The 14,114-nt window shown below is 68.7% G+C and carries 15 protein-coding genes; 10 read left to right on the top strand and 5 right to left on the bottom strand.

Going from position 1 to position 14,114, the window contains the following annotated elements:
• Positions 1–47 precede the first annotated feature (47 nt).
• The 6 genes from DBO33_RS02330 (at position 48) to DBO33_RS02305 (ending at position 5,832) form a co-directional block, all read left to right on the top strand.
• Positions 48–1,748: an aldehyde dehydrogenase family protein gene (locus DBO33_RS02330; RefSeq protein ID WP_107653577.1), complete on the top strand. Its 1,701-nt coding sequence runs from the start codon at positions 48–50 to the stop codon at positions 1,746–1,748.
• A 126-nt stretch (positions 1,749–1,874) separates the two neighbouring features.
• Positions 1,875–2,951, top strand: coding sequence for a septum formation family protein (locus tag DBO33_RS02325; RefSeq protein WP_107653576.1), 1,077 nt, complete (start codon positions 1,875–1,877; stop codon positions 2,949–2,951).
• Positions 2,952–2,960: 9 nt separating this feature from the next.
• Positions 2,961–3,311: a metallopeptidase family protein gene (locus DBO33_RS02320; RefSeq protein ID WP_107653575.1), complete on the top strand. Its 351-nt coding sequence runs from the start codon at positions 2,961–2,963 to the stop codon at positions 3,309–3,311.
• A gap of 158 nt (positions 3,312–3,469) precedes the next feature.
• On the top strand, positions 3,470–3,790 hold the full coding sequence (locus DBO33_RS02315) for a PE domain-containing protein (protein WP_107653574.1): 321 nt from the start codon (positions 3,470–3,472) through the stop codon (positions 3,788–3,790).
• A gap of 42 nt (positions 3,791–3,832) precedes the next feature.
• Positions 3,833–5,005, top strand: coding sequence for a PPE domain-containing protein (locus DBO33_RS02310; RefSeq protein ID WP_107653573.1), 1,173 nt, complete (start codon positions 3,833–3,835; stop codon positions 5,003–5,005).
• Positions 5,002–5,832 carry an ESX secretion-associated protein EspG gene (locus DBO33_RS02305; protein ID WP_107653572.1) on the top strand — a complete coding sequence of 277 codons (831 nt, stop codon included), beginning with the start codon at positions 5,002–5,004 and terminating at the stop codon, positions 5,830–5,832. The genes DBO33_RS02310 and DBO33_RS02305 overlap by 4 nt, the downstream gene beginning before the upstream one ends.
• A gap of 137 nt (positions 5,833–5,969) precedes the next feature.
• On the opposite strand, the gene DBO33_RS02300 is transcribed toward DBO33_RS02305, so the two are convergent.
• From DBO33_RS02300 to DBO33_RS02290, 3 genes are read right to left on the bottom strand one after another with little or no spacing between them, the layout of a single operon-like run.
• Positions 5,970–6,653: a histidine phosphatase family protein gene (locus tag DBO33_RS02300; protein WP_234390655.1), complete on the bottom strand. Its 684-nt coding sequence runs from the start codon at positions 6,651–6,653 to the stop codon at positions 5,970–5,972.
• Positions 6,650–7,564, bottom strand: a complete 915-nt coding sequence (pheA, locus tag DBO33_RS02295; RefSeq protein WP_107653571.1) for a prephenate dehydratase — start codon at positions 7,562–7,564, stop codon at positions 6,650–6,652. Before pheA ends, DBO33_RS02300 begins: the two co-directional genes overlap by 4 nt.
• A gap of 49 nt (positions 7,565–7,613) precedes the next feature.
• Positions 7,614–8,054, bottom strand: a complete 441-nt coding sequence (locus DBO33_RS02290) for a hypothetical protein (protein WP_107653570.1) — start codon at positions 8,052–8,054, stop codon at positions 7,614–7,616.
• A gap of 170 nt (positions 8,055–8,224) precedes the next feature.
• On the opposite strand from DBO33_RS02290, the gene DBO33_RS02285 reads away from it, so the two are divergent.
• On the top strand, positions 8,225–8,992 hold the full coding sequence (locus DBO33_RS02285) for a DUF2470 domain-containing protein (RefSeq protein WP_107653569.1): 768 nt from the start codon (positions 8,225–8,227) through the stop codon (positions 8,990–8,992).
• A gap of 183 nt (positions 8,993–9,175) precedes the next feature.
• Here DBO33_RS02285 and DBO33_RS02280 read toward each other — a convergent pair whose 3' ends face one another.
• Positions 9,176–9,970: a CPBP family intramembrane glutamic endopeptidase gene (locus tag DBO33_RS02280; RefSeq protein WP_107653568.1), complete on the bottom strand. Its 795-nt coding sequence runs from the start codon at positions 9,968–9,970 to the stop codon at positions 9,176–9,178.
• Between the two features lie 328 nt (positions 9,971–10,298).
• Between DBO33_RS02280 and DBO33_RS02275 the strand changes: the two genes are divergently transcribed.
• From DBO33_RS02275 to DBO33_RS02265, 3 genes are all read left to right on the top strand, one after another.
• Complete coding sequence (locus tag DBO33_RS02275; RefSeq protein WP_107653567.1) at positions 10,299–11,627, top strand: LCP family protein; 1,329 nt, start codon at positions 10,299–10,301, stop codon at positions 11,625–11,627.
• A gap of 10 nt (positions 11,628–11,637) precedes the next feature.
• Entirely contained in the window at positions 11,638–12,186 is a 549-nt protein-coding gene (locus DBO33_RS02270) for a ferritin (RefSeq protein WP_107653566.1), read from the top strand.
• A 72-nt stretch (positions 12,187–12,258) separates the two neighbouring features.
• Positions 12,259–12,807 carry a ferritin gene (locus tag DBO33_RS02265; protein ID WP_107653565.1) on the top strand — a complete coding sequence of 183 codons (549 nt, stop codon included), beginning with the start codon at positions 12,259–12,261 and terminating at the stop codon, positions 12,805–12,807.
• Positions 12,808–13,059: 252 nt separating this feature from the next.
• Here DBO33_RS02265 and DBO33_RS02260 read toward each other — a convergent pair whose 3' ends face one another.
• The gene (locus tag DBO33_RS02260) at positions 13,060–13,980 is read right to left on the bottom strand and encodes a DUF5926 family protein (protein ID WP_107653564.1); all 921 of its coding nucleotides are present in this window, start codon (positions 13,978–13,980) and stop codon (positions 13,060–13,062) included.
• Between the last annotated feature and the right edge of the window lie 134 nt (positions 13,981–14,114).

Below are 14,114 nucleotides of genomic sequence, written 5' to 3'. Positions count from 1 at the left end.
TCCCAGGATGCGGACCGCTCGGCCGAGGACGCGCGCATAGTTGGCTTGTGGGTACAACTTTCGACGAATCAGCCATCGATGACGTACTGACCGAGCTGACCGCGGGCGAGAAAGCCTGGGCACAGACCCCGCTGCGCCGCCGCCGTGAGCTCCTCGACGACATCCACGCCCGAACCGGGCGCTTCGCCGGCGACTGGGTGCGGGCCGCGCGGACCATCAAGGGTTTGGCCGCCGACTCGCCGCTGGTCGGCGAGGAGTGGATGTCCGGACCGCTGACCCTGCTGCAGGCCACGGCCGCGCTGTCCGGGACGCTGGCCGCGCTGGACGAGGGGCGCAGCCCGCTCGACGGAGTCACCGTGCGGACCGCGCTCGGCAATCGGGTGGCGGTGCCGATCCTGCCGCTGAGCAACTACGACCGGTTGCTGCTCAACGGTTTTCACGGCGAGGTCTGGCTGCGGCCGGGGGTCGACGCCGATACCGCGCGGCGGCGGGCCGGGCTGGCGCAGCTCGATCCGACCGCGACCGGCGGCATCGGGGTCGTGCTCGGCGCGGGCAACATCACCTCCATTCCACCGCTGGACGCGTTGTACGAGCTGTTCGCGCACAACCGGGTGGTCGTGCTGAAGCTGAACCCGATCACCGATCCGCTGTACACGGTGTTCGAGATGGTGTTCGCACCGCTGTGCGAGCTCGGCGTGCTGCGGATCGTGACCGGCGACGCGGACACCGGCCGCTACCTGGTGCACCACCCGCAGGTCGCGCATGTGCACATGACCGGCAGCGCGCAGACCCACGACACGATCGTGTGGGGCCCCGGCCCGGAGGGGCTGGAACGCAAGAAGGACAAACGGCCGCTGCTGGACAAGCCGATCACCAGCGAGCTCGGCGGTGTGTCGCCGACCATCGTGGTGCCCGGTGACTGGTCCGACGCCGATCTGCGTTTCCAGGCCGAGCACGTTGCCACCCAGCGGCTGCACAACGGCGGCTACAACTGCGTCGCCGCGCAGGCGGTGGTGCTCAGCAAGGACTGGGCGCTCAAGGACAAGTTCCTGGCCGAGCTGCGCACCGCGCTCGCGCAGGCCCCGGAGCGGGCCGCGTACTACCCGGGCAGCGACTCGCGGGTCGCGGACGCGCTGGCGTCCTATCCGGGCGCCGGGCAGGTCGGCTCCGGCCGGGTGCTGATCGAGCAGCTGCCGCTCACCGATTCGCCGCTGCTGCGCACCGAGTACTTCTCGCCCGTGCTCGGCGTGGTCGAACTGCCCTACCCTGGCGGCGAATTCCTGCAGCGAGCGGTCGATTTCGTGAACAACGAACTCACCGGCACGCTCGGCGCCAACGTGCTGGCCCACCCGTCCACCATCCGCAGGCTCGGCATCGGCTTCGAGCGCGCCATCGAACGGCTGCGCTACGGCGCGATCGCGGTGAACGCGTGGACCGGGCTCGCTTTCCTCGCCCCGCACGCCGCGTGGGGCGCGTTCCCCGGCCACACCCTCGACGACGTGCAGAGCGGAATCGGCGTGGTGCACAACGCCTTCCTGCTCGACGACGTGGAGCGCACGGTGGTGCGCGGACCGTTCCGGCCCGCGCCGCGCTCGCTGCTGCACGGGGAGCTCGCGTTGTCGCCGAAACCGCCGTGGTTCGTCGGCAATACGGCCGCGGCGGCGACCGCGCGCAAGTTGACCGAGTTCTACGCGAGCGGCAACCCGGCCCGGATTCCCGGCATCTTCGTCTCCGCGTTCCGTGGTTAGCCGGGAAAAGCACTGATCAGAACGGGTCGTGGCACCGCGGCGCGGAGACTGCCATGATGGATCGCGATGTCCCCCTCCGATCACGCCCCCGAGCCAGAGCCATCGAGCCGGCCGACCACGCGCGCCATGCCGTCACGCAGCGGCGGCGGCGCGGCGCGGCGTTCGTTCGACGCGGTTAAGGGCGTGTTCACCGGTGAGACGCCGCTGCCTGCGCCGACGCTGCGCTGGGGGCTGCTGCTGGTGGCCACGGGTGCGGTGATCGCCGCCCTGGTGACGCTGTTCGTGACGGGGTTCGACAACAACAAGATCGAGGCGCACAGCCCGGCCTCGGCCGGTGAACCGGTGGTCGACAAGGAGTTCGGTACCGCGGTCAAGGGCGATTGCCTGAGCTGGTCCAAACCCGACCACTCCGACCTGGTCAAGGTGCGCTGCGAGAGCAAGCACATGTTCGAGGTCGCGGCGGATATAGACATGAGCAAGTACCCGGGCAAGGAGTTCGGGCCCGGCTCGCGATTCCCCGACTCGCTGCGGCTGACCGAGCTGAAGGAAGAGCACTGCGTGCCCGCCGTGCAGCAGTACATGGGCGGCAAGTTCGATCCGCGCGGGCGCTACATCGTCGGGTTGATGTATCCGAGCCCGGACGGCTGGCAGCACGGCGACCGCACGCTGCGCTGCGGGTTGCAGTACGCGGCCAGCGCGGGCACGCCGCCGTCGACCGGCAGCGCCGCCGAACACGATCAGTCGAAGGTGTACGGGCCGGGCGTATGCCTCGGCATCAACCAGAACCTGCCGACCGACCCGGTGGATTGCTCGCAGGTGCACGCCGTCGAGATCGTCTCCACCATCGACCTCGGCCAGCGGTTCCAGGGCGGGCCGCCCGCCAAGGAGGAGCAGGACCGGTTCGTCGAGGAGGAGTGCGCGCGCACCTCGGCGGAGTATCTCGGCGGGCCCGATGTCGTGCGCAACAAGACGCTGACGCTGTTCTTCGACTTCCTGGACGCGCGCAGCTGGCTGGCGGGCAGCCGCAAGCTGGACTGCATGGTCGGCAAGGGGGCCGATCGGGAGGGCTTCGCGCCGATCACCGGTTCCGCGCGCGGCGACATCCTGATCAACGGGCAGGCGCCGCAGCCGCCGCCGAACACCGGCCGCTCCACCCCGACGCCGCTGCCTGGCGCCGCGCCGCTGCCGCCGCAGCCGAGGTAATCCGCGACGATGTCGGTCTCCATGTCCGAGGACCGGTTCGAGGAGTTGGTCGGCGATGCGCTCGATCGGATCCCGCCGGAGCTGGCCCAAGCCATCGATAATGTGGTCGTGCTGATCGAAGCACGCAATTCGGATGATCCACATTTGCTCGGGCTCTATCACGGAATCGCACTCACCGAACGGGACAGTCACTATGGCGGCGCGCTGCCGGACACCGTGACGATCTATCGCGAATCCATCCTCGCCATCTGCTCGGACGAGAGCGAAGTGGTGGAAGAGGTGGCAATCACCGTGATCCATGAGATCGCACACTATTTCGGCATTGACGAAGACCGCCTGCATCAGCTGGGATGGGGCTAGTCTTTATCCAGCTGTATGAGTGCGGTTGCAGTTGGGGCGAGACAGGAAGAAACTTCAGGGGATTCGATGGAACCGATCGCTTCGCTGTCGCGTCCTATCACTCGAAGGGGGAATTCTCGTGGTTCCGCCCCACAGCCGCCACTAGAAGGAGTCGAGTCATGGTTGGCCACGTACTAGTACAACCCGAGGTCGTCCTTGCTGCCGCCGCTGAGCTGGATCTGCTGGCCGAGCGGCTCGCCGCCGCCGCCGCGCTGACCGCACCCGCGACGCATGTCGTGCCCTCCGGGATCGACGAGGTGTCGCTGCACGCCGCGAACCACCTCAACAAGGGCGCCGCGACGCACGACCAAGCCGTAGCCCAGGGAATTCTGGAACTGCACCACGCCGCCGCGACGTTGCGCAGCCAGCTCATCACCCACGTCGGTGAGGATGTCGTGCGGGCGGGCGCACTCAACATCGTCAGCGGAACAATCGCTTAACGCCTGCGGGCATCGCATAAAGCACAAGCAAGGGGAGAAAGCATGACCGCAGGAATCACCGGGGTGTTCTGGCTGCCCCGTCAGGCAGAAGGCAACTCGATCGCGCTGAACGCAGGCGCACACGCCATCCCGATCTCGGCGGCGGCCACCGCGTGGGGCGGGCTGACCGCGGCCTGGGTCGATGCCACCGCAACCGTCGCCCGGGTGATGGCGGAGCTGGGCGTCGGCATGCAGGGCATCAACGGCATCTCGGCGCTGTCCAAGCTCACCGGCTTCATCGGCTGGTCCGAGCAGCAGGGTGTCATGGCGGCCACCATGGGCTCGAAGGCGGCGAGCAACGCCATCGCTTACACCGTGGCCTCGCTGGCCATGCCGAGCATCCCGGAGATCGCGGCGGTGAACGCGGCGCGCATCGCCGCGCACTCGACCGGCGGCGTGCTCAACGGCACCTCGGAGCTGGCCGAGGCCGCCAAGGCCGCGCTCGACCTGCGGGCCGCGCTCACCATGGAGACCTACGAGGCGGCGACCACCGCGATGGTGGTCACCCCCGGCGAGTTCGTGAACCCGCCGACGATCGCGAAGGGTGCGGGCACCGCGGACGCGGGCCAGACCGATCAGGCGTTCCAGGCCACCAACGCCGACCCGGTGCAGAGCGCGATCGCCGCGGCGGGCGCGTTCGTGAACAACCCCGCCGTGGTGGGCGCCGCGACACAGGCGGCGAACATCGCGGGCTCGGTGGCGACCACCGGTGTGTCCACCGTGGGCACCATCGGCTCGCAGGCGGTCGCGGCCGTCACCACCGCCGCGACACCCGGAATCACCAGTGCCGCACCGGCCGCCATGGTCGGCGGCGCCGGACTGGCCTCCGCCGCGTCGGCGGCGGGAACGCGGTCCGCGTCGTTCTCCGCCGGCCCCTCGGTCGCGCTCGGCAACGGCTCGCTCAAGCTGCCCGACGGCTGGGGCGCCGGCGCGCCGGCCGGTGCACCCGCCGCGGCACCCGTCGTCGAGAACGTCTCGGCCACTCAGCCCGCCGCGGCACCGGCGCGCAGCAACAACACCGCGGGCAGCCCGTTGCTGGGCAACCAGGTGCGCGACGAGGACGACGAGTCCGAGCACAAGGGGCAGGACTACCTGCGCTCGACCGAGCACTTCAACGACGGCCGCTACGCCGCCGACGGGGTGATCGGCGCCGACGCCGGTATGGCCGCTAAGTGACGGTGCTCGGTGCGGGCCGCGGCCCGTCGATGCTCGCATCGGTGGTGCTGTCGCTCGATGAAATGCAGTTTCTCCTGGAGAAGCTGGAGATCGACGAGGTGCCCGTCGTGCTGGACGCACGCGGGCAGTACGACAACGTCACCGATCACGATGCCGCGATGGCCGTGGCCGCGCAGTCGCTCACCGATCGGGAACTGCTGATCGGTGACGCGGTCCATCAGGAACTGGAGGACCGGCTGCGGGCGCTGTACCGGCCGCACTGGGTGGTCGCGCTCCGGCTGTTCGTGGAGGGTCAAGCGAGTCGCATGTGTCTCGCGAAGGGCGACGATGTGGTCACCGTCGCCCTGCGCGGGCCGCAGTCCTATGTGATCGACGAGGCCGAGGACGACCTGCCCGGCCCGGTGATCGCCGCCCTGGGCCAAGCCGACCCGCTCGACCTGACCGGCATGCGGGCGCCGACCGAACAGCTGGTCCCGATCTTCGACGACACCGGCGACGCGGCGGCGACCGCCAACCGGTTGGCGAAGGTCGGCACCCCGCCTGCGGACGCGCAAGCCCTCGCCTCGGCGATGGTGCAGATCCATTCGCACGCCGAGATCGTCGGCGTGGTGTACGGCGACGGCACCCGCGACCTCACCGACAACCACATCGCGGTGTTCAACACCCGCGCGGGCCGTTTCATCGCGACCGCGAGCAAATCCGATGACGGCGTGAAGTGGACATCGCTCAGCACCGGAACAACATCCCGTTTGCGAACGGCGTTGCAGGACTTGATCAGTGGTCTGCCGGAGCGCGCGGAGTTCCCACGCAAACCGGAACAGGTGTAGCCGAGGCCTCAACGGCCCGCTTCCGAGGCCGTTCAGGCGGTCGCTTCGACTCACAGGGCCTCCATACGTCTCACAAGACCAGCACTCTCTGTGAGACGTATGGACGGTCTGTGAGATCGAATCGCGCTGGTGCGGATCTAGCCCATCGGATCGTCGGAGGTGGGCGCGACGTCGTAGCCGAAGGGTGGGGTGAAGCGGCCCCAGCGGATGCAGTCCCAGGTGCCGTCGGGCAGCGGGACCAGTTCGATGGTTTCGGTGTTGTCGAGGTGGTTGTTCGTGGTGAACGGCGGCAGCACGTCGGCGAGATAGCGGGACACCAAGCGCATCGCGGCACCGTGGTTGACCAGCAGCACATCGCCTTCGCTCGACCCCGGCGTCAAATACGTCTCGCGCAGTTCCTCGATGACCGGCAGGAAACGGGCGAGCACGTCGCGGCCGGACTCACCGCCGGGGATGCGTTCATCCAAATCGCCGTTGTGCCAGGCCCGGTAGATGCGCTGGAAGAACAGGTGCGCTTCCTCGCTGTGCTTGCCCTCCAGATCGCCGGCCTGCACCTCCTGCAGGTTGTCCAGCACCGTGGTGGGCACGCCGGTCGCGGCTTCGATGTAGCCCGCGGTCTGCCGGGCGCGCAACGCCGTCGAGCAGAACAGCACGCGCGGCGGGTTCAGCAGGGTTTCGCCGAACAACTTCGCTTGTGCCGCACCGCGTTCGGTGAGCGGCAAACCAGGAACCTTGGTGTCGAGCAGCTTCGCGACATTGCCTTCGGTCTCGCCGTGCCGGACCAGAACCAACTTGGCCGGGCCGATCTTCGCCTCGGTCACAGATCCGCCACCCCCTTTCGTAGCTGGGTCAGCCATCCCGCGGCCGCCTCGTCCGAGGGCGGAGGCGTGCCGGTCGCCGACGTGGCGGGCCAGGAACCGAGGAACCGGATCCGGGCGGTGCGGTGCAAAGCCTTGAGTGCCTCGGCCACCGCGGTGTCATCGATGTGCCCGACGCAGTCGAGATAAAAACGATAGGTGCCCATGCCGGTGCGGGTCGGCCGGGACTCGATCCTGGTCAAATCGATACCGCGGGTGGCGAACTCGGCGAACGCGCGCATCAGCGAGCCCGGCTCGTTCGGCAACTCCAGCACGATCGAGGTGCGATCCGCACCCGTCGCGGGCGGCGCCACGCACGGCCGGGTGACCAGCACGAAACGGGTGATCGCCTGCTCGTGGTCGGCCACGCCCGCGGCCAGCACCGCCAGCCCGAGCCGGGTCCCCGCCAGCGCGGTGGACACCGCGGCATCGGCCTTGCCTGCCGCAACGTCCTCGGCGGCAGCGGCATTCGAGGCCGAGACGTAGGGCTGGGCTTGCGGCAGATTGCGCGACACCCACTCGCGGACCTGGGCGGCGGCCACCGGATAGGCGGCCAGCGTGCGCACCTCGCACAGGTCGGTGCCGGGGTGGCCCAGGATCGTGAAGGTCACCTCCAGCTCGGTCTCCGCCACGATCTGCAGCCGCGGGCCGATGGCCAGGGAATCCAGCGTCGCGGCGATCGAGCCCTCGACCGAACTCTCGATCGGCACCACCGCCCCGTCGACGTCCCCGGCGCGGACCAGCTCGAGCGCGGCCCCCTGACTGGGCGCGGCAACTCGCTCGACGGCCCCTTCGAAGGCCCCCGAGGATTCGAGTTCGGCGAGGGCCATCTCGGTGAAGGTTCCGGAGGGCCCGAAGTACGCGATACGCGGCACGGTTACGACCTTACTTGCGTCCGCGACCGGCGCTCCCGGTATTTACCGGCTAACCCTTTTCACCACGCCTTTCACTGTTGCGCGCGAGCGGGGCGAGGGCGTGGGTTACTTCGTCGGGGTGCTCGGTCTCGATGGCGAGCAGGACGGTTCGCAGAGCTTCTACCGCAGGCGGTTTCAGTGCGTTCAGGAACGCGGTGTCCGGGGTACTGAGTGCGGTGCGGATGTCTTCACCGCAGAGGGCGGCGGCAGTGGCGGCGACGATCGCAAGGGCGCGGGGGCCCGCGGAGGTTCGGGCGATGAAGCCGGTGTCGGTGTGCACGATGGCAGCCAGGAAGTCGGCGATGTCCGCGTCGGGAGCGTCAGCGTCCAGGATCGGGGCCGAGTCGCCTGTGGTCGGGACGCGCACCAGGTCGTCGACGATGCTGCGCCGGGCGGGTGCCGTCAAGGCGATGAGTACCGGTTCGCCAGGTGTTTCTTCTCCGTGCGCCACCGATCCACCGTAACAACCAGGTGCGGTGCGGAGTTCGGCCGTGCAACGGGCAGCGAATTCTCAGGATCAGCGTGGGGCGAACGCTTGCGCATGTTCCGCTCGTCACTTAGCTTAGGGTAACCTAATTGAGCGCCGAGCAAGGCGAACAACGCCCGACCACGGAGGTTTGCATGCCGCGTCCGACACCGACCGTCCCACCGTCCACCGCCGAGCGGGTTCGCAGCGCGTGCGCGCATGCGGAACAGGCGGTGCTGGCCATGCCCGGCATCGATCCGACGCCCGTCTCGGTGCATCACGTGCGCGAGTGCGGCGACGCGGTGATCGCGGTCCCGACCACGTCGGTGGCGGCGTTGGTGGCAGGCAACTCACCGGACGCGGGCGCGCCCGCGGTCTTGGAGCTCACCGATCACGCCCCGCTGCCCTTGCGCGAACCCGTGCGAGCGCTGGTCTGGCTGCGCGGCTGGGTGCGCGCGGTGCCCGCGCAGGCGCAGCGGGCGCTGGCCGGCGAGGTCGCCAAGGAGAACCCGGACCCGGGCCTGCTCGACGTCGGACACACCGCGACCCTGCTGCGGCTGGTGATCAACTCCGCGGTGGTCGCCGACTCGACCGGCGCCGAATCGGTGAGCATCGACGAACTACGGGTGGCACAACCGGATCCGTTCTGCGCCTTGGAATCCGCCTGGCTGCTGCACATGGACGCCGACCACGCGGACGTCGTCGCACAGCTGGCCAGGCACCTGCCGCCCCGGCTCCAGCACGGCATCGTGCACCCGCTCGCCATCGACCGCTACGGTCTCACCCTGCGCGTCGAGGGCCGCGACGGGGACCACGACTTCCGGCTGCCGTTCAACTCCCCCGCCGACGACATCGAGTCGCTCAGCCGCGCGGTACGCACCCTGGCGGGTTGCCCGTTCCTTAACGGACTCCGTCGCATCTGAACCGCCGGCCGCAGCGCTCGACTCGATCGTTTGCCTGATCGTTTACGGCAGCCAGGACACGTGGCGACGCAGCACTGAGTAGCCCAGGAGTCGACCACGTCGATGGTGCATGCGCTAGGAATGGTTCGCGTGCAGTGCAGGTGTACGTCGTGCGCGGTATGTCCGCGACCGCCAGAGTGCTTGTTACGGCAGCCAGGACACGTGGCCGCGCAGGAGCATGTAACCCAGGTAGGCGACCGCGTCGATGGTGGCGTGGGCGAGGATCAGCGGCCACAGCTTGTTCGTGCGCTGCCAGTAGCGGCCGAAGATCAAGCCCATCACCAGGTTTCCGAGGCCGCCGCCGAGACCCTGGTACAGGTGGTAGCTGCCGCGCAGTAGGGCCGACGCGAGCAGCGACGAGTTCTCCGACCAGCCGAGTTTGCGCAAGCGGGTGATCAGGTAGGCGACCACGATGATCTCCTCGGCCAGCGAGTTCGCGCAGGCGGACAGGATCAGCGCGGGCAGCCGCCACCAGTGGTCGCCGAGCGACGCGGGCACGATCGTGACGCTCACCCCCATGGTGTGCGCGATCAGATACAGACCGAGGCCGGGCAGCCCGATGATGGCGGCGAGCACCAGTCCGGGCACGACATCCGCGCGCCACCGCAGCCGGGCCGCCAGCCCGATCAGGCGCGGCCCGATCCCGCTGCGCCACAACAGGTACAGGCCGAGCGCCGCCCACCCGGCCAGGCGCGCCACACTCAGCAGCTGGAACAGCAGGTCGATGGTCGACTGGGCGGACCGCGACGGATTCAGCGCGACGGTGCGCCCACCCACCCCGCCGGGCGAGAGCGCGCTCTCCACCAGCGACAGCCCCGCATTGAGCCCGCTCAACCCGAAGGTGACCACCAGCACGACCGCGATCTCGAGTTTGATCCCGAGCCGCTCCCGCTCCGTCACCTCGGCCTCGCCCCGCTCGGCCCCGGACTCACCACGCATGGGCTCGAATCTATTGCCCCGCCGCCACCGCCGCGGCGCACGCCCCGCGCGCCGCGCCTTTCGTCACACCCGATGCCGCAACACCGACTCGGCCGGGACTCCGCTCACCTGCCCCGATACACCCGGCCAGCTACCGTGACCGAACTGTTCTCCGTCCGGCGATAACACTGCCGGGGTGCCGGCGAATTCATAGAGAGTGCGCGGGCGGACGGGCACTGCGACCGGGGCGATGCCCGCGTGCCGACGGGGCAGGACAACGCTCGGACCGGATCGAGATCATCCGTCGCACCACCGACCCGAACGACGAGCGATAAGTAGAGTCTCAGTGATGAATGGCGACGACCCCCAGTACCGCGCACGGATGCGCCGGGTGCCGCCGCCCGGTCAGCCGCCGATGCCGCGCCCCGGACCGCGCCGCGCCGGACCGCCGGTCGACCCGCAGTCGCCGTACATCGAGCCGACGCAGGTGCTGCGCCGCGGCGGCCCGCACCAACCGCTCGCGTATTCGCAGGTGCCGCCGGAACCCGCGGTGTCGCGGCGGCCACCGCCGCTCGACAAGCCCCGCGGCGGCCCCACGCACGCGCCCACCCAGCAGCCGGTGCCCTATCGCGAGGGCCCGCCACCGCAGCGGCCCCGGCCGCGTCGCGGGAGTCCGCCGCCACCGCCCCCCGGTCCATCGCGTGGCGAACGGCAGGCCCGCGCCCCGCGGCCGCGCCGCAAGCGCCACTATTTCCGCTGGTTCCTGGTCCTGCTGCTGGTGCTCGTGCTGGCCGCCATCGGCGCCATCGTGAAACTCGACGGCTCGCTGACCCGCATCCCCGCACTGGCCAACTACTCCGAGCGGCTCGGCGACACCCCCGGCACCAACTGGCTGATCGTCGGCTCGGATGGCCGGGCGGGCCTGACACCCGAGCAGGAACAGGAGCTCGCCACCGGCGGCGAGGTCGGCCCGGAGCGCACCGACACGATCATGCTGGTGCACATCCCGAAGTCGGGAAATACCACCATGGTCAGCCTGCCGCGCGACTCCTACGTCAGTATTCCCGGCAACGGCCAGGACAAGCTCAATGCCGCCTTCGCCATCGGCGGGCCGCAGTTGCTCGTGCAAACCGTCGAGATCGCCACCGGCGTGCGCATCGACCACTACGCGCAGATCGGATTCAGCGGTTTCGCCGGCGTCGTCGACGCGCTCGGTGGCATCGACGTCTGCCTGCCGACGGCCATCGACGATCCGCTGGCCGGGATCAACCTGCCCGCAGGCTGCCAGAAGCTGAGCGGCCCGGAGGCACTCGGTTTCGTGCGCAGCCGCGCGACCGCGCTCGCCGACCTGGATCGCATCAATAATCAGCGCATCTTCATGGCCGCCCTGGTGAAGAAGGCGACCAGCACTTCAACCCTGGTCAATCCGTTCAAGCTGTGGCCGTTGGCCTCCGACACGGTGAAGTCGCTGAAGGTCGACGACGGCGACCACATCTGGCACCTGGCGCAACTCGGCTGGGCGATGCGCGGTGACACGGTGGCGACGACGGTGCCGATCGGCCGGTTCGCCGATACCGACAGCGGCAATGTGCTGGTGTGGGACAAGAACAAGGCGAGCCAGTTCTTCGATGCGCTCGCTTCCGACCGTCCGATTCCGGAGGACCTGCTGACGAGGTAGCGTCGGTCACATGCCGGACACCGAGCTCGATCGCCCCTTCCCGACTCTGCTCACCGCACAGATTCGTCACGGGTTCACGGCAGCGCAGCAGTATCTCGCCGCCGCCGTGTACCTGGACGCGAATCGGTTGCCGCAGTTGGCCAGACACTGCTACGGCAAGTCCGAGGAGCAGCGCGCACACGCATTGCGGATGGTCCAGTATCTGCTCGACCGTGATCTCGACGTCCGGATCGGCGGACTGGACGAGATCCAGTCGACCTTCGAATCACCCCGCGCCGCAATAGCTTTCCTGCTGGAGACCGAGCAGCACCGCAGCACGCAGATCACCGGGCTCGCTCGTGCCGCCCGCGAATCGGGCGACTATCTCGGCGAGCGCTTCGTGCAATGGTTCCTGAAGGAACAGGTCGAAGACGTCGCCAGAATGACCACGCTGCTGACCGTCATCGACCGGGCGGCGGACAACCTGTTCGACGTCGAGGACTTCATCGCGCGCGAACTCCGGGTGCCGCAGCGCATCGACAACGCGACCCCGAGAATGGCTGGCACAGCGAAGAATTAATTAGGCAATACTAGCCTCAATAAGGTTGCACTTGGATGACACGCGCCTTGACCAGCGCTAATGTCAGCTACTATGTCCAGCCATCCGGAGTCCCCACGCAGCAAATTCCACGGCCTGCTCCATGATCAGATCAGGCATGAATTCAATGCCGAACATCAATACATCGCCATCGCGGTGTGGTTCGACAATGCTGATCTGCCCCAGTTGGCCAAGCGTTTCTATGCGCAGGCGGTGGAAGAACGCAACCACGCGATGATGATCGTGCAGTACTTCCTCGACCGGGACATCAGTGTCGAGCTGTCCGGCATCGACGCCGCCAAATCCAAGTTCGAGAATGTGCACGAGCCGATCGCGCTCGCCCTCGCCCAGGAGAAGACGGTCACCGACCAGATCATCCAGCTGGCCAGCACCGCCCGCGAAGAGGGCGATTACCTGGGCGAGCAGTTCATGCAGTGGTTCCTGAAGGAGCAGGTCGAGGAGGTCGCCAACATGACCACCCTGCTCACCATTGCCGAGCGCGCCGGATCCAACCTGTTCGATCTGGAAGAGTTCATCGCCCGGGAAATGAGTGGTCCCAGCGATACTTCCGGTGCCCCTTCGGCAGCGGGTGGATCCGTCTGATAGGCGTCACCCATCAATAGCGAACAGGCCCAGCTCGCGCGACGAGCTGGGCCTGTTGCCGTTTATCACTGTTCTACTGAGCGCCCACGGTGCTGAGCAGCGATTTCAGCGGCCGAAGAATAACGTCCACGGTTTCTTCTGCCGCGCTGTCCGTGAGACCGCGCTCACCTGCACCGCTTTTCGGCAGGAGTAACGGGCCGCGCAATTAGCCGGACCGTTTTTCGCTGAATTCTCCTACTGGTGCACCGCAATTCAGCGCAAAGTCACCTGACGCGACCGCAGGCCATCCCGCGACCGACGTTCACCGGCGGTCAACGGCGCGTCCGAAGCCAGCGCCTCGGCCAGCCGAGCGTCGAATTCCTGAGCAGGCTTGGCCCATTCGTCGGCGTGCATCTCCGGATCCAGATCGAAGACCGGGACGAGCACACCGTGCGTGCGGAACGAGCCCGCGAACCGGGAGCCCTCGCCGAGCTGCAGACCACCCGCGGCGTGCAACCGAGCCAGCGCCAGCATCAGGTCGTCCTCGTTCTCCGGGCGAACCCAGCGGATGTGCGCCTTCTCGCCGGCGTCCACCCACCACGCCGCGCCGACCGCGTCCGGGCCGAGCACGATCCGGGCGGACGGCTTGATCGCCAGCTTGGCCTGCTCGATGGTCGCGGCGACCTGCGGGTCGGGCTGCACGCCCTCCGGCACCCACCAGTCGAAGTCCTGGTGCACCGTGATGTCCAGCGGCGCAGCGGGATCGATCACGTCGGCCAGGCGAGGACCGCCCGCGACGCTCTCCACCGAGGCCAGCGAGTCACCGGGCTCGGCGGACTGCGTCCACAGGATGGCGGCCGCGATATCGGCGCCCAGGTCGGCGCCTTGGAACTGCACCTGCGCGCCGACGTAGCCGCTCGGCGGCTCGCCGGCCCGCACCAGCGCGGCCACCGCACCCGGTAGCACGGTGGCGAGCACGACCGAACGCTCGGCGGCGACACTGGAAGCCAGCTTCAGTTCGGCGGTCGCCGACGGCACGAACTCGCACAGCGCGACCAGATCGCACTCCGCGGCCAGCCCCTCGAAGGGACGCGAGACGGACTGCGCCGCCTGCTCGAGCGCCACCTTCCGCTCGGCGAGACGCTGTGCCCGGTTCCCTCCGGGCTTAGGACTATTGCGCTTGCTCTTACCCACGGGGGGTCAACCTACATGGTGTGCGCTCCGCCACCCCGCGCGCCACGGCACCGGGACGGTGCTCGGCGCGGCCGCGGGCAGGTCGCTGCTGAACGGCGCACGCGCACAACCTGGTTCGCCGGTCCGCCGACGCG

This window comes from Nocardia suismassiliense, assembly GCF_900269665.1.
GTDB classification, from domain to species: Bacteria; Actinomycetota; Actinomycetes; order Mycobacteriales; family Mycobacteriaceae; genus Nocardia; species Nocardia suismassiliense.
Note: the sequence above shows the minus strand (reverse complement) of the source record. Positions and strands in the feature narration are given on the sequence as shown.

Bases quoted from the DNA above. Each gene is read 5' to 3' on its own strand.
- DBO33_RS02325 (WP_107653576.1), top strand. From the start codon at position 1,875: ATGCCGTCACGCAGCGGCGGCGGCGCGGCGCGGCGTTCGTTCGACGCG.
- DBO33_RS02320 (WP_107653575.1), top strand. From the start codon at position 2,961: ATGTCGGTCTCCATGTCCGAGGACCGGTTCGAGGAGTTGGTCGGCGAT.
- DBO33_RS02315 (WP_107653574.1), top strand. From the start codon at position 3,470: ATGGTTGGCCACGTACTAGTACAACCCGAGGTCGTCCTTGCTGCCGCC.
- DBO33_RS02310 (WP_107653573.1), top strand. From the start codon at position 3,833: ATGACCGCAGGAATCACCGGGGTGTTCTGGCTGCCCCGTCAGGCAGAA.
- DBO33_RS02285 (WP_107653569.1), top strand. From the start codon at position 8,225: ATGCCGCGTCCGACACCGACCGTCCCACCGTCCACCGCCGAGCGGGTT.
- DBO33_RS02280 (WP_107653568.1), bottom strand. From the start codon at position 9,970: ATGCGTGGTGAGTCCGGGGCCGAGCGGGGCGAGGCCGAGGTGACGGAG.
- DBO33_RS02275 (WP_107653567.1), top strand. From the start codon at position 10,299: ATGAATGGCGACGACCCCCAGTACCGCGCACGGATGCGCCGGGTGCCG.
- DBO33_RS02270 (WP_107653566.1), top strand. From the start codon at position 11,638: ATGCCGGACACCGAGCTCGATCGCCCCTTCCCGACTCTGCTCACCGCA.
- DBO33_RS02265 (WP_107653565.1), top strand. From the start codon at position 12,259: ATGTCCAGCCATCCGGAGTCCCCACGCAGCAAATTCCACGGCCTGCTC.